General features: G+C 61.6%; 14 protein-coding genes. 8 read left to right on the top strand and 6 right to left on the bottom strand.

What is annotated here, in order from left to right:
* Positions 1-6: 6 nt before the first annotated feature.
* Positions 7-156: a helix-turn-helix domain-containing protein gene (locus RC2_RS19325; RefSeq protein WP_083529642.1), complete on the bottom strand. Its 150-nt coding sequence runs from the start codon at positions 154-156 to the stop codon at positions 7-9.
* A 113-nt stretch (positions 157-269) separates the two neighbouring features.
* A complete protein-coding gene (locus RC2_RS00010; protein WP_068151775.1) occupies positions 270-557 on the bottom strand; it encodes a transposase in 288 nt (95 codons plus the stop codon).
* 86 nt (positions 558-643) lie between these two features.
* Here RC2_RS00010 and RC2_RS19330 point away from each other — a divergent pair, with 86 nt between their 5' ends.
* The 6 genes from RC2_RS19330 (at position 644) to RC2_RS19455 (ending at position 9,644) form a co-directional block, all read left to right on the top strand.
* A complete protein-coding gene (locus RC2_RS19330; RefSeq protein ID WP_072680869.1) occupies positions 644-1,000 on the top strand; it encodes a hypothetical protein in 357 nt (118 codons plus the stop codon).
* Between the two features lie 82 nt (positions 1,001-1,082).
* Positions 1,083-1,595, top strand: coding sequence for a hypothetical protein (locus RC2_RS18490; protein WP_139277199.1), 513 nt, complete (start codon positions 1,083-1,085; stop codon positions 1,593-1,595).
* Between the two features lie 2,241 nt (positions 1,596-3,836).
* Entirely contained in the window at positions 3,837-4,916 is a 1,080-nt protein-coding gene (locus RC2_RS18500) for a YiiX/YebB-like N1pC/P60 family cysteine hydrolase (RefSeq protein ID WP_281250835.1), read from the top strand.
* A gap of 97 nt (positions 4,917-5,013) precedes the next feature.
* Positions 5,014-6,168 (top strand): hypothetical protein, encoded by a 1,155-nt coding sequence (locus tag RC2_RS18505; RefSeq protein ID WP_139277201.1) that lies wholly within the window; start codon positions 5,014-5,016, stop codon positions 6,166-6,168.
* Between the two features lie 1,187 nt (positions 6,169-7,355).
* Entirely contained in the window at positions 7,356-7,625 is a 270-nt protein-coding gene (locus tag RC2_RS19335; protein WP_369406102.1) for a hypothetical protein, read from the top strand.
* A gap of 24 nt (positions 7,626-7,649) precedes the next feature.
* Entirely contained in the window at positions 7,650-9,644 is a 1,995-nt protein-coding gene (locus tag RC2_RS19455) for a NucA/NucB deoxyribonuclease domain-containing protein (RefSeq protein ID WP_082895548.1), read from the top strand.
* A 55-nt stretch (positions 9,645-9,699) separates the two neighbouring features.
* Here the strand turns inward: RC2_RS19455 and RC2_RS18520 are convergent, their stop codons facing one another.
* On the bottom strand, positions 9,700-10,230 hold the full coding sequence (locus RC2_RS18520; protein ID WP_139277203.1) for a hypothetical protein: 531 nt from the start codon (positions 10,228-10,230) through the stop codon (positions 9,700-9,702).
* 783 nt (positions 10,231-11,013) lie between these two features.
* Positions 11,014-12,678, bottom strand: coding sequence for a relaxase/mobilization nuclease domain-containing protein (locus RC2_RS00045; protein ID WP_174552276.1), 1,665 nt, complete (start codon positions 12,676-12,678; stop codon positions 11,014-11,016).
* Positions 12,679-12,977: 299 nt separating this feature from the next.
* On the opposite strand from RC2_RS00045, the gene RC2_RS00050 reads away from it, so the two are divergent.
* Positions 12,978-13,184, top strand: a complete 207-nt coding sequence (locus RC2_RS00050) for a hypothetical protein (RefSeq protein WP_068149356.1) — start codon at positions 12,978-12,980, stop codon at positions 13,182-13,184.
* 117 nt (positions 13,185-13,301) lie between these two features.
* Here the strand turns inward: RC2_RS00050 and RC2_RS00055 are convergent, their stop codons facing one another.
* Both RC2_RS00055 and RC2_RS00060 read right to left on the bottom strand, forming a co-directional pair.
* Entirely contained in the window at positions 13,302-13,658 is a 357-nt protein-coding gene (locus RC2_RS00055) for a hypothetical protein (protein WP_139277204.1), read from the bottom strand.
* A 136-nt stretch (positions 13,659-13,794) separates the two neighbouring features.
* Positions 13,795-14,412 carry a pyridoxamine 5'-phosphate oxidase family protein gene (locus RC2_RS00060; RefSeq protein ID WP_068149353.1) on the bottom strand — a complete coding sequence of 206 codons (618 nt, stop codon included), beginning with the start codon at positions 14,410-14,412 and terminating at the stop codon, positions 13,795-13,797.
* 92 nt (positions 14,413-14,504) lie between these two features.
* Here RC2_RS00060 and RC2_RS19245 point away from each other — a divergent pair, with 92 nt between their 5' ends.
* Positions 14,505-14,636 (top strand): hypothetical protein, encoded by a 132-nt coding sequence (locus RC2_RS19245; RefSeq protein ID WP_261773604.1) that lies wholly within the window; start codon positions 14,505-14,507, stop codon positions 14,634-14,636.
* Positions 14,637-14,663 lie beyond the last annotated feature (27 nt).

The raw sequence follows: 14,663 nt of genomic DNA on the forward strand, positions 1-14,663 counted from the left end.
GCGCAATCACCCGTGCAAAACACGCTTGCGTCCTACGCGAACACCTGCACCGAGGCGCAGTTCGGCGTGCACCCGCGGCGCGCCGTAGCACCCTCGTGAGCCTTCGTGGATATCACGGATGCTGTTGGCCAACAGTGCATCCGACATATCACGCATGGACGGTGGTCGATGTCGCCAGTCGTAGAATCCGGATCTCGACACCTCGAGGGTCCGGCAGGTCACCGCGACGGGAAAGCCGTCCGCAGCCAATTCGTGGACCAGCCGGAACCCTATTTTGGGAGGATGTTCTCCCGAGCGAAATACGCACTCGCACGCTTGAGTATCTCGACCTCGGTCTCGAGGCGCTTCTTGTCTCGGCGCAACTGTGCCAGCTCGGCGCGTTCGCTCGTGGACAGACCGTCGACGCGGCCGGCATCGACGTCGTCGAGCTTCATCCACCTGCGCAGACACGACTCACTGATGCCGAGGTCGGACGCGATGCGCATGACACTCGCCCCCGGCTGACGTGTCAGGTCGACCGCCCGGCGGCGGAACTCCTCGGGATGGGCAGCGGGCATAGCTCGGACTCCTCTCCTGCAGCAGCAACGCTACAGATCAGGTGTCCGGGAAACCGGGTCAAGCTCCATTCATCTGCGGCCATTGGGTGGTCGGACTCATCAAACACCGATACGACGAAGTACCGGGGACGCTTGGATGCCCTACGTCAGATGAGCTCACCAATCCCGGGAATACGGGAAAGCGGCAACATTTCGGAGCGCGCGGAAATATTTACTGGAAGAACACTTACGGGTTTGCATACACAATCTGGGGTCAAATATGGCAGTTGTATGCCTCGCAAAATTATGAGGCGGGAAATTTCAGATACCCGTCTGCGAACGAGGGTTGCTGCTCCTCTGACGGTGTTGTGAATAACTATTACTACCAATACTTCGCTGATTACTGCTGGATTTTATTGTGGAGTCCTACCAACGGCTTTGCTGCCAATTTCCGTTGCGATTGACGCAGCGAGGAGCTAGACTCATCACTCCTGCAGGAATCCGCCTGTGCTACTTCGTGCGAGAATCGGATAAAGGAGCTGTGTTGTGAAAAACCGAATGGCGTTCGTTGCCGGAGCGAGCACTCTCCTGATTACTGGCGGGGTAGCGATCGGAACCTATACGGCGGTCAACGCCCAGCCCAACGAAGGTTCGCAGGTACCGTCGATTCAAGACGTTGCTGCAAAGCTGGATGCAGTCAGTAGCGGCAGCAGTGGTGGGTCGATAGCCGCACGGCAAGCACCGAGCGTGTCTGGAGAGGGTCCCGTTCCTCAAGTCCTCGAATCGCAGAATGAGCTCTTCCAAGACACCGAAATCGTCAACACGGTGCTCGGCGTCGCAGCGGATGGGCCGAATCGGGCGGTTGCGACGAGGACGATCAGGTATCTGCTCCCGAATGGCGACACGGTCCAAACGGACCCGGGCACTGTCCCGTTCGTTCTGGAAGCCGATGGAGAATGGCGAGTGGACAGGGAATTTCTCTGCCGACAAGTGCGCATGATCGAGGGCATCAACCAGAAGGATGGTTTCGCCGCCGAACCGGACCCCGGGTGCGCCTGAACCTCAGTCATATATCGATTCAGGGGTGTGGCGATCGGCTAATCGTCGCTGGGTAGCCGTCCCGTACGGAGGTCTGAGTACCGGGCCCCATTCTTCCGCAAGATTCATCGGAACACGCTACAACCGTCGAGCGCGACGTCATGGCTACGTGCGCTGGTGCGGACGCGTCGAGATCCTGACCAAACCGCGTCATATTGATGCCGATAATTTGGGTTCTGCCAGGTAACGGCCTTATTCTCTCGGACTAGGGTGATGCGGGGCGCGCCAGTACGGTCTTCGACCTGCGCAGTCGAGCTTAAGTCATCTCATTCGAGTGATTTTTATTGCCTTTGCATCCCCACGGGACAATGATGGCTGACAATGAACACAGAGCCATGACCGCGTAGGGAACGGCGACCGCCCCCGATTCTCGCGGTTCCAACTGTGGACTCCAGCTACTTGAGTCCCGGAGCCCGGTATCACTGATTGCGTCGGCAATGTAATTGCAAGTCAAAACGAGCGTGAACACGCAGATTAGCAGAAGGCCCATGTTCGTCAACCATTGACCTGTCACTTTCTGGTGCGGCAGGCCGTCTGCCGGACGTTGGCCGGCGAACACGAGCATTACCGACGGAACAAAGACAGCGAGCCCGAAGCCCCCGTTCAAATTCCATGTAGTCAGAAGTATGCCCAGTCTTCCGGAACCAATTCCCAGTGCGCCAAGGATTAACGTGCCGCACCAGAACATCAATGGCAGCAACCCAGCCAGAATAGATACGAAGCGGTGTCGCCTGGTTACTTCTTCAATCGACGCGTCTTCCATCATTAAACCATAACTCGGCCATCCATTGGCTCTACCAAGCCGCTCGGGCGAGCTCTAAGCGATAGCTGTTGCCGAACCGGCGTATCAAGCTAGCGCCTTCGGACTCCGAGATAGGTGCCAAAGGCTTCGACGCGGGTGGGTGGGTGGGTGGGTGGGTGGGTGGGTGGGTTCCCGGGCCCGCACCGTCGAGGTCTAGGTGACACTTGTGCCCCAATCTACCAACGGACCTGTGGACCTGTGGACCTGTGGACCTGTGGACCTGTGGACCGCAGCAATCGCGGAGCGAATCCGAACGCGACCACGTTTGTGCGCCACGGGGGTGGGTCACGGGCCGCCTGCGCGTACCCCGACCATCGCGCCTTCACCCCACCATTAACCGGACTCCGGACACCCGAGGCGGGTAGTCAGATTATTTTGAACCGTACCGGGTCCTAGCGCATGTGGCGTTCCCGGTTCCTCCCGCTAAATAGATCGAGTGGTTCGTTATGAAAGGTTTGCGACAGCGGTGAAGTTGTGTTTCTAGCGCGCCGCCGCAGATGATGCTGTGAGCGCCGGCAATAGGACCGGTCGCCTTATTTGAGGAAGCAGCGTCTATGACGATCCTTGCCCGGCCTACAAGGCCGAAGCCGATGTTCTATGCCATACCGAGGGCGGTAGTGACCGCCGGCATGATAAGTGCGCTGGTCGTTTCCGGCGGGGGAGCTGCAGCCAAAGCGCAGCCGTCCACAACAACACCCACTGCCCCAGGAGCCGTACCCGCCACAACCTTCGAACCGGATGAAACGGCCTCAGCCGATCCGTGTGGGGCTGCCACTGCACAAACCACTTCCACTACGACAACCCCGTCAACATCGGCATCGGAATGCACCACGGTTCCCTCAGCCCCGATTACGACAACGAGCACATCCAGCACCACAGACGCTCCGACATCCACAGTTCCGACTGAAGCCACCCAGGAGGCTCCCTCGGTCGTTGACCCCGGCACGTCCGCTTCGGTAAAGATCCCCTACACGGGCCTGCCGACAGAGAACCCCAACAGCAGCATCGTCACTGGCAAGATGCGTTCCGATCGCGAAGAGTTGCCGGAGGGTTTCACCAAAGCCGAAGCAGACAATGCCGAGATTCGGGAGTACGAGCTGCTACAGCTGAATCTACGGCGAGCTGCCGCACGTGGTCCGGCCCCAGGACCCGACTGCCAGCAGTACTGGCCGTCCGCCAACTGGGTGTGTGGAGCCATCAGGGACAAGTACAACTCGCTCGGTGCACAGTTCAGCTTCTTGCTATTTCCGACTTCCGATGAGCTCGTCAATCCAGATGGCTTCGGGCGCCGTCAGACTTTCGCAAACGGGCCCATCTAGTGGTCCGCCGCAAGCGGAGCTCACCCGGTTGCCAACCATTTCTTTGCCGCATGGCAGCGCAATGGCTGGGAAGGAGGCGTCCTGAAATATCCGACTACGGACGAAATCGTCAATCCCGACGGGGTCGGACGCCGTCAAGAGTTTCAAGGCGGTACAATTCATTGGCGGCTCAACGAGGCTTATTTTGTCGGTGGTGCTATACGAGACAAATGGCACACGGTGGGCGCTGAGCGTGCAGACGGGTTACTCGGCTACCCAATCAGCGATGAAATCTTACTCCCGGATGGTCAGGGACGCATGAACCGCTTTGAGCGGGGCGTGCTCTACTGGCACGGATCTGCGGGCGCACACCCTGTCACAGGTAAGATCCTTGACACTTGGGCTGCTGCAGGATACGAGCAAGGAACATATGGCTATCCCACAGGCGATCAAACAACCACGGACCAAAACGTTACTGTAACTCAGCAGTTTCAACGTGGCGCCATCACCACCGCGGGACCTGCGGCAACCGAGTTAGCCTTCCTGAACCCTGGCACCACTCCCGAACAGCAGATTGCAGAAGCGCAAGCCTGGGCTCAGGAGCAAGCTGCACCAGTCATCGATGTATTGGTGGAGGAACTACGGAAGGCGCAGCTCTACACCACCGTCGCAGATAGCCCCTCCGGCGATGACTGGCAAATACTTCCGTTCGCTCGGGGAGCGGGAGACATTTTCTACGCTGACTCGAGTCCCGAGATAGTATTGATCAACAAAATCGTGAATCATGGACACAATGGGATTTATGTCACGCAATCAAGCACCGTCGAAGCATCAGCGACGTCCCAGTACGGGAATGGAGTGCACGAGGTCGATAACCGAATTGCAAATGACGGCGAACGGCGCGAAGTTCGCAATCCACAACTTGGATGGGTAAATACATCGAGTAGCGTTCGCTCGTCAGCCGTTTCTTTCGCCCTGTCTAAGAAAGGCAAAGGTTACAACAACAACTTCGCCTTCAATCGAAATATCAACGATGAGCAGTACAATTGCTCACAGATCATCTGGGCTGCCTACATGCACGCATCGGGAGGTAGCATAGACATGAAGGACGGGTTCCCGAACCCGACTCCGTCTGTTTACCCGAAAGAACTGTTCGCCTCCAGCTGGGTGACCCAATACTGATCCTGTCCTCAGGTTCCAAGTCATAGCTCAACTCTCGAAATCGAAAGAAATGGCACACAGGATGCTGAGATCTAGTTCGCGACGAATTTCGCACGCTGTGGCTTCGGCGCTCCTCGCCGCATTCGCAGTCTCGTGCGCCAGCGACACCGACCAGGCCTACCCCGGAGGTGACGCGACGGGTTTACCTGATGGCGCTATCGCCGCAGTGTTAGTCGGCCCCCGCGGTCTGGAGTCAATCAGCGACCAGGATCGATCAGTGCTGTTTTTTTTCGACGAGAAGGGCGACGTTAAGGGCCGGGTCGAGGGTGGAGCGCTCACAGGCAACAGGGTGATAACAGGAACAGAAGGCGTCGTAACGGCCGCCGCGGGCTCGGTCACGTCACTGACCGGGCCCGCACGCGACCAATACGACACCGGGTTGGATTCGCCCTTGCAGGCGGCCGCCTCCTCCGCAATAACGGACTCCACGACATTGTGGTTTGACGTAGGGGTTGTTGACCAGTCTTACAGAAGCAATTTCGTTTCTATCAGCGACAGTGCCCAGATGAAAACGGGAAGTGTCGAAGGAATAGTCGGAACTACTGGTTACTGCGGCGATCGAAACGTTGCAGTGGTGCGCCAATCGTTTGTTGGAGGCGATGAAACGCCTACCCGTAATTCACTTTACTCTATGGCACCCAACTCCGAACCGCTTGCGTTATCAGAGTGGGATTTCGACCCAGAATTTCGCCCAGTTACCTCCGTATCACCATGCTCAGGAGATGGCCGTTACCTTTACTCGCTATACGCTTCCGCCGACACCGTAGCGGCCGAGACTCAGGGACCAGGACTAGTCCTCGTCAAATTCGACACCACTGATGGCGCAGTTACGCAAACGCAACTATCCATGCCTGGTTACACATGGAGCACACACCGAAGTTCACTCGCAATTATTGACGACAGATTGTATTGGGTATCTCACGACGAGGACGTTCTATCAATAGCTTTAGATGGGTCTTCCCGCGTGGAGAAGCTTTGGTCTTTACCTAACTCCGCCAGCATAGTTGTTCAAGCTAACAACAATTTGTTATCGACCGTCTCAAGCGATGACGAAATCGTGTTTAATCAGTACGAGTTGAAAACCGGAGAGCCAGTTCGACCACCTATAGTGCTGCCATGGTTGGGTGATGTCGAAGGCAGACAGACCGAGGGCGGCGGTACCATTTACAAGATCGTTGACACTTCGGCATTATCTACAACCGGTAGGAGGTAAGTTAGCGTCTAAGCGTCGCTTCCCGCCTTTCGCTGATCACCACCAATTCGCGGAGGCCACGGCGCTGGAAGTCAATAAGTATGCGTCACGTCGAGGAGTGGTTTGGCCTGCAGAGGTCGTACCTCAAGCCTGGCGAGGCCGCCTGCGTTGGCAGCGTGGGTTCGCCGTGGACTGGCACAGCTCGCTCAGAGGGCGGGCCATACGAAAAAAATTCCTTGCGTAATGGATGTCTGGCAGCGTCAGAAACGTAGGTACACCAACACCGATAATTTATATTATGACATACTGCCTGTTCAGAACCCCTTTGTACTCGACCGCTAGCTAAAGCGGAAGACGCAGTCGATCTGGGACCGGCGACCGGCGCTGCCGGGCCTGAAGGAATCAGTCTGACGGCGTCGAATATCGCTTACCTCGGTGTTCAGAAGCTTTAAGGCCGACCACTGAAAAAAACTCGTGGTCCGTGACGGCGGCGTGGGAACCCTCCCAGGCCAGAGTGTGAGCGAACGATCAGGCACCGACACACTGGCGGTGGCGATCCCCGACACCGAGAAGAAGCCGAACCGGGAGGACTACCTCGCGGCCCGTGACGCGCTCGTCATGGAATGGGACGCCGCCGGAAGAGCATCACAGATCTGGCGACATCGTTTCTCTTACGGCCGCGCGGTAGCGCGGCCGTACATTTCGAGGGAACGCTGCCGACCTCCGCGCCCACCTCGAAGCCGCCGGCGTCGACTCCGACTCCATCACCGCACGCCTGGCAGCGACCGCGACGACGCACTCCCCATCGGCGGCGCCGGAAGCTCATCGTCAGCAGTACGAGCGTCCAACGGAGACCGCAGTACGGACGTAGCCGCGGTCTCGACCGGCGGAGACCGCTGACCAGAAAGCAGGGTTCAAGCCAAACGCATCCAGCGAAGTAATTATATGGCCGGTTTGATATCCCAGTTTCTGAACTTGCAACCCACCGAGGAGTGAATAACGGTGTCGCGGATGCCAATGTGACCTAAGGGGCCCATGCGAGCCCTGTGACAATGATCTGAGCTCATGTAATGATCACGCCTGAATCAATCCGAACTGTAGGTACGAGAACGAGGTGGGGCGTGAGGCTCATTCAACGCGCGAGAACGCTGCGGAAGTTCAGATCAACTCTGACATCCGCGATGGTGCTGACGGCATCAGCTGCCGTGATGGTGTCGACGGCGGGGACGGCAGTCGCCGCCGACCGAGTTATCAACGGCTACAACGTCGGAGGTTCCATTTACGAGGAATATAAGAGGCTCGAGAACGTCGGGCGGTCACCAGGTAACCCCATCAGCGGCGAGCTCGACGATCGGCAAGGCGGGAAGTTTCAGAAGTTCGTCAACAACAATTACATCTACTGGAACCAACGCGTTGACCCCGGCAGAGGTCGCCAAGTAGGCGGAGCTATATGGGACAAATGGGGCAATTACGATTAAGAGAACGGCCCACTCGGCTACCCCATAGAAGCGGAACTCGACGCAGCTCGGAATGGCGGGAAACTCAATCGCTTCGAGGGCGGGTTGGTCTACTGGAGTTCGGGCACGGGCGCCCACCCCATCTGGGGTCAGATTCTTCAGACGTGGGCGGCTCAGGGATACGAACAAAGCAGCTACGGCTTCCCTATCTCCGACGAGGAAGTGATTGGCGCCGGTCGCCGGCAACTTTTCGAGAACGGCCAGTACATCGAGTGGCAGCCGGAAGGCTTCAACGAAGACTGGGAGGGTGACACTCAGCAGGACGATGACACGGCCGACAACAACGACACCTTCCTCGCCGCGTGCGGCAACACCTGTGCCATGGACTCCACTGCGCGCCGCCATGGACCCGTACAAAACAGCACCGGCAGCGCCAACCGCTCAGCGGGGCCGTCCGCAGCCAGCGGGGACACCCAGTTGGAAGACGGGACGCCGTACTGCGACGCTATCGAGCCCGACCCCAACGCGGCCGAAGGCGAAAGCATCCTCTGTGTCGTACGAGAAGGCGCGGAGCCTGGCACCGCAGCGGACCCTGAACCGGAGGGCGATACGCCGCCGGGCACCCCGACAAGCACAGCCGAAGCCGCACCGGGCAGTCCCTCGACGCCACCGTCGGGATCCGTCACGCCCACACAGGCTCCCTCGACGGAAACCACGCCCCAGTCCACTGGAGATACACCCGTACCGCCAGCGATGACGACCACCACCATGCCTCCGCAGACATCCCCGTCCACGAGCACCGAGGCCACCCTGCCGCTATGCCCCACGCCGAACGAGACGACCACCACGTCCCCATCCCCAACGACTACCTCGGTCGCGCCGACTTGCGCACCACGGACCCCTCAAGACTCAGCTCCCGGCAGCTCCTCCAAAGATGAAACGGTGCCAGATAGCGGGTTGTCCAACTTCTTCGGAGGCCCGCAGACCAGGGCCCCGGTCAGAGCTGCGCGACTAGCAAACACTCCGGACTATTGTGATACGACCCCGCCCAACGCAGGTTTCGTTTATGCTCAATGGTTGGGCGACAGAAACTTTCAATGCCGTACCAAGGTTATTCAGATCGGCGTGGCCAACAGGCAAACTGGCGTCTACTTCGGAACCATCTACATCGAAGAACAACGCTCCGTCAAACTAGCGTGGAACAACACAGCCTGGGACGAAGCCTTGAGCGTGCGTGTTCAAAACATCATCGCTACCGCGCCAGGGTCGCAACCACTCCTCGAATCGGTTCAGCTGAAGTGGGAGCTGTCGTGCCAGTACGGGTTCATCATCCCGTGCTACAACAACGGTGGAGCCGCTTCGACCATCGGTCCACAGTCGGCGCTCGCGCTTCGAGCGGGCTTCACCACTACCACCCGTAAGGGCGCGGTTACACCGGGAGGTGGATCGGTGAATGCGCAGTCGGCGTGGCGTTTCACCAGCACGAGCGCGCAAGCGAGCACCGCGACCGGCACGACCGGGTACACCCCGATCATCCGCTGCGATGCCGGCGTTGGCCTACGAAACAGCCAGGGCTGCGCTTACACGCATGTCGCTCCTGAACTGGACTACACCGAACGCACCGACTTGGGCGACTTCCTGAATCATGTTCGAGCGGCCCAAGATTCAGGGCTTCCCGGCGCGTATGGCGGGTCGACGCTGGAGCGCGTGACACCTACGACGACCATCCGACAGAACAGAGCTGGCAGTTGCGGTGGGGTCACAGGGCCTCGAGGAAGCGGCAAGACCTGTGATGAGTACCCGTTTGCGAGCACCAACCAGGGCGCACGCGTCAACGGCCCATTCGCAGGCTCGGGAAGGACGTTCGCCAATTGTGGCATCCAAACCAACAATGTCACCCTGAATGGAAGCGGGTCGACCGGTTACAGCGTCTGCCTGATCGATCGCGGCCAGAACAGTCGCGCCGGAGCGTATCTCGGCTGGTTCTACGCGAAGAACAGAGTCATGGACGGAGACAGTTTCCACGTGACCGTACGGTGAGCTGACTTGGTGGGGCCGGGCACGGATTACGCGACCGTGCCCGGCTCTCGCCGGCTCATGTGTCGGGGTTCCATACGACCGGACCGCGGCGTCGGGCGGTCGCATCTGTTGCGTACCAGTCACCGCGGTCACCGCCCGCCCCGCTTACTTCCGGACGCGTGCCTTTCGGGGTGTCCACCGGCCACACCTCGATCAAGTACTGCTCGGAGGACTCTTCGACTATCGCGTCTGGCCTCTCGCTCCGGCCCCTCGCAGAGATTTGGACCGCTAACCACCCCGTTGTCGGGGGTTGGACCACTTCGTGATCCTCACTGACATCACCGAAATTGGTCATTACCTTCAGAGGTAACGTCACTTTCACTACTGCTCGGCTGACATCCTCCCACTGCTCCGTATGACCGGACGGCTCACCTTCGAGGTAGGACAACGCTACAGACACCGGCCCCGTGGCGATGCCCGTACGAACCACCACAACGTTCGGTGAGGTGCCGATGACGCCGGCGCCATCGGTCGCCGAAGGATCCGCGTCGACCGCAGCCAGGAAGAACTGGTGGTAATCGGCTTCGACTTCCGCCCAAGTAGTCATGGTCCGAACGTAGCAAAACGAAACAAAGGAAGAGCAGTGAGCAAACGAGACGACTTCTCTGTTGGTAATGGCCTTGCGGTGCTCTTACCCGCTGCCCTGGGTCTTAGCCTCGGCCTGCTTGGTGCGCTTGGATGGCGACTAGCTGTGTCGCGCGAGTACGTCGACGTCGGTGCGCCACCCCCCAACGCCCCAGCAACGGACACCGCCTACTTCACGATCTACGACCATCTTCGGTACGTTGGCGGGCCAAGTTGGTGGCCCAGCATTGTGGTCCTTCCACTCTTTGGCATGACCATCGGCGTTCTGACCGGGTTGCTCACATGGGTCTTCACGAGACGACACCGGCAAGCGCTGAGCGTTGCGGGGGCACTGGCGATCACTGGTCTGCTAGGCGGAGCAGGTTGCGCACTCTATGCCGATCATTTGACACCACATATCGCAGTCGCGGCCGCCACCGACCCCACCTACACAGCCGAACCGCCGCCATCCAATGTCTCGTTCGGTGAAACCGTCGTGGGCGGTCCGCCCAAGTTCAACCTGGGGCCACCTGAGGTTCTCTTTCCAGGTACAGGCCTCACGGTCGGTGTGGTCTCTGGCGGAGTGCTCCTACTCCTCTGCCAGAGACGCAATCTCAACTCCCACCCTGCACGGTAGGAGGCGCTGAGTTCTGGAGCTCGAACGGAAGCGTAGTAGCGGTCGAACTCTCGGTGTCCTGCGATGTCACTGAGTAGCCGCGCTACCGCCAAAGGTAAAGCGACGCACCGACAGAATGAGTTGCGCGATTTACAACTCAGGACCGTCTCTGTCCCGATCTTCGGGGAACGAGATCAACGATGCCCCGTCACCCGTCACACCCCGCCGGCTCCCGTCACCGGAACTCCACGCTTGATCTAGGTGCCGCGACGACAACAGCTCGGCGCGCTCGTCATCGGTCAGCTCACCGACCACAGTCCCCTTCAGTGCTGCGGCGGGCTGACCGGCACCTCGGTTCGCGCCAGCCGCCGCGACTCCGCCCTCGATCGACACTGCACTCGCCGCTCGCGCGGGCTCCGTTGCGACGGTCCCAGCAAGGGAGTCCGTGCTCACCCGGACCAGCAGACGTTCGTGCAGAGTCGTCAGTTCTCGTTCTCGCACGAGGGTCAGCGTGTGCGCCTGGTGGATGCGGCCGGCGGCGCGCTCGGCGTCGGCGAACGCTTCTATCGTCCGCATCATCTGACGCAGCAGCAGTGCGTTCGCTGCGGCGCCGCCGCGGGTCGCGAGCGCCGCCTGCATCACGATCGATGCGGCCCCGCCTGCATGCCGGCGTTCCGGGTCCGGGGTGATGTGCTGGTGCGCCGGGATCTGTGCGGACTGCGACAACACCGTCGCCGCTTTCGCCAACGGCCCCGGTGTCGGCTCGGTACGCGATGACCAGGCGGCGAACACCCCTGCGGTGCGGCCGGCGGCGCGCGCCCACTGTGCGGTGTCCTCGACCGGGATCGATGTCAGGTAGGTGTTCCACTTGCCGATGTCTTCTGCTGCGCGCGCGAACAGTTTCGGGTCGAGTGGTGAGCGTTCGCGCCCGGTGGTGATCGTCACCGCCGTGCCCCGGCGGGCTGCGGACCATTCCGCTGCCGCGTCCTGCGGTGCGGTCCCGGTGGTGTCCCACTCGTCGCGCAGTCGCGGCAGGGTCAGGTCTTTCGCCAACCGTCCACCGCCGTACCAGACGGGTTTGGTGCCGGCGGCTCGCTCGGCGGCCGTGGGTGTGGCGGCGACGGAGTACCCGACGACGGTGCCGGTGGTACCGGTGTCGTAGCGGGGGCGCAGGAGCACCTTCTGTGCGCGCAGTCGGCGCACGAACTCCGCTTCCGTCGTCGACGCTGTGGCGCACGCCCGCACTGTGCGTTCCAGCAGTGCCCGCGATGTTTCCGGTGCCCCGGCGCGGGTGGCGCGAGCTGCTTCCGCCGGCTTGATGCCGCGGGTGCCGCGGTCGTTCTCACGAGAGGTCAGCACGACCAGACCGTGGGTGCGTTCGAGGGTGTTGCATGCGGCCTGTGCGCGCGTGAAGTCGTTGAAGGTGTCGGCCTTCGTGCCGTCCTCGCGGACCGCGGACGCGGCGATGTGGATATGGTCACCGCCAGCGGTGGTCTTGCCGTGCCGGATCGCCACCCACCGCGCAGACGGTCGCGGCGACTCCGGATCGTCGAAGCCCATCTCGCGCATGAAGTCGCCCGCGATCGCGCCCCACTTCTCGTCCGACAACTCCCCCTCGTCAGGGTTGAGCGAGAGCGAGCAGTGCCAGACGTTGCGGTCACTGGTGGCGTCGGCGAGCGCCACCGACCGGGGCCTGCCGTCGTCGATCGCTGCGTTCATCTGACGCGGGTTCGCGTACGAGACCCAGAACTCGGCGACCCGCTCGACGCTCCTCTCGATGCCACGACAGTGACACATGTCGGTATGAACGGCCATGAACCGTCGCGAACCTGCTCGGACGGTTGTCGCAGTTCAGGCGGTGTTTCGCAACCTCAGATGAACCCGCCTGAACGTCTATCGTCGTTCTCGTAATGAAAAGGTCTGGGGTTCGATTCCCCAAGGCGGCTCCACGCATCGTTCGTCGTCTCTCGACGGTGTCCCGGTCCGAGACCGGACATCCCCGGCACTCGGGACGGCCCGTCCGAAACCCCATGCGGCACATCGCCCACACTCGTACCGTGGTGTTCGGGCGTCTCGTCCGAGGGGCCCGAACACCACGTTCTCGGAGGTGCACGATGGCCGGAATCGCCGACAAGTTCGACAAGGCGTACGAGGAGAAGCCGATCACAGAGCTCGCCGATGCCCCGGCGGCCTCGCTGCAGGGTGTGAGCGACAGCGACGCCGAGCATCTGAAGGCGGCGTTCAACATCAAGACGGTGCGTGACCTGGGCACCAACAAGTATTTCCTGTGGGCGCAGGCGGTGGCGAAGCTCGCCGAGTAGGCGGTCGCGGGGTCACCTCTGCCCCGATCCGCGCGCCTTCCGGCTGTCCGCGTCAGCTGCAGCCGAAGCGGAACACTGGAACGCGCGCGGATCGGCCGCTCGGAAGTGCCGACGAGTTCAGTGGCGACGGTCCGTCAGCGCCGCGACCGCCGAGAGCAATCCACCCGCGTTGATGGCCGCCCATGCCCAGTTGCCGGGCTTGTTCGTCTCCACGGCGGCGACCGCGTGGTTGATGCCGAACAGCGTCGACAGCACGGCGAGCCCGCGCAGCTGCGAGCGCACCGGGTCCGCGTCGTGGCCCGTGACCAGGGCGGCGCCGGCCACCACGGTGCCGAGGTTCCAGATGGCGATCTCGCGCTGCCACCCGTCGTTGCTGCCCCAGGCAGTGGTGGCGGCGAACTGCCGGGGGAACACACCCTGCACGACCAGAGCAGCGGTGGTGCCGGCCAGCCAGGTCGCGGTGGCGGTCTTCACGGTCGGTCGGTACACGGGGCTCCAGTCGTCGAGGGTCGAGAAACGAGCAGAGGGTAACGCGCACGTGCTGCCCGGACACCGAAGTCGGATGGAGTCTGGACGGACGACAACGGCGCACTGATTCCGGGAACGGGGCTCAGTCCTCCCGCAGCCGCGCGATCTCGGCCTGCAACGCGGCGATCTCGTCGATGTACGGCTGGACCCGCCGCCGCACCTGCTCCTCGGTGTACTGCGGAATCAGGCTGCGGGCGCAGTTCCAGTCGAAGGCCTCGACCTCGATCAGGATGCTGCGCTCGCACGTCGCGCCGACCCGGCTGCCATCGTCGAGGGTGCGCAGCCGCTCGAGCAGGGCCGGATCGTCGGCCTCGTCGACCACGGTGGCGGTGCCGAACACCTTCAGCCGTTGCCGGCGCGGCAGGTCCGCGAGGTAGAGCGCGACACGGCCCGTGGACTCGATGTTGCCGACGCTGGCGTACTGCTGGTTGCCGCGATGGTCGGCGAACCCGAGGGTGCGTCCGCCGAGGTGGCGCAGGAAACCCACTGGCCCGCTGCGATATTGGACGTACGGCCACCCGTGCGGCGTGATCGTGCCGAGGTGGAACTGGAACGCGCCGCGGATCAGCGCGAGTTCACGCTCGATGAGCTCCTGCGGGCCGGGGTCGCCGTCGACCGACCACGCGCCCGAGCGCACGGCCTCGCCCTGACGGCGCCGGGCGTGCTCGCCGAAGATCAACTGCGGGTAGCGGGTTCCCACCTCGTGCCTCCTGGTCCACGGCGCACGCTACGCCCGCGTTTGACCGCGCGGAGGACGGGCACCCCGTTCGACCCCACGAACAGGAGCGCACCATGACCGAACCCCGGCACGAGAACGAGAACGACGGCGGCCTCGGCGAGGACAACACCATCCCCGACACCGACGAGGGCGTGGCCGTCGGCCATTCCGAGGACTCCACCTTCGAACCGGAAGAGGACGCCTGAGCATCCCCCGTCAGCACCGCGTCATGA

The organism is Rhodococcoides corynebacterioides NBRC 14404 (genome assembly GCF_001894765.1).
GTDB classification, from domain to species: domain Bacteria; phylum Actinomycetota; class Actinomycetes; order Mycobacteriales; family Mycobacteriaceae; genus Rhodococcoides; species Rhodococcoides corynebacterioides.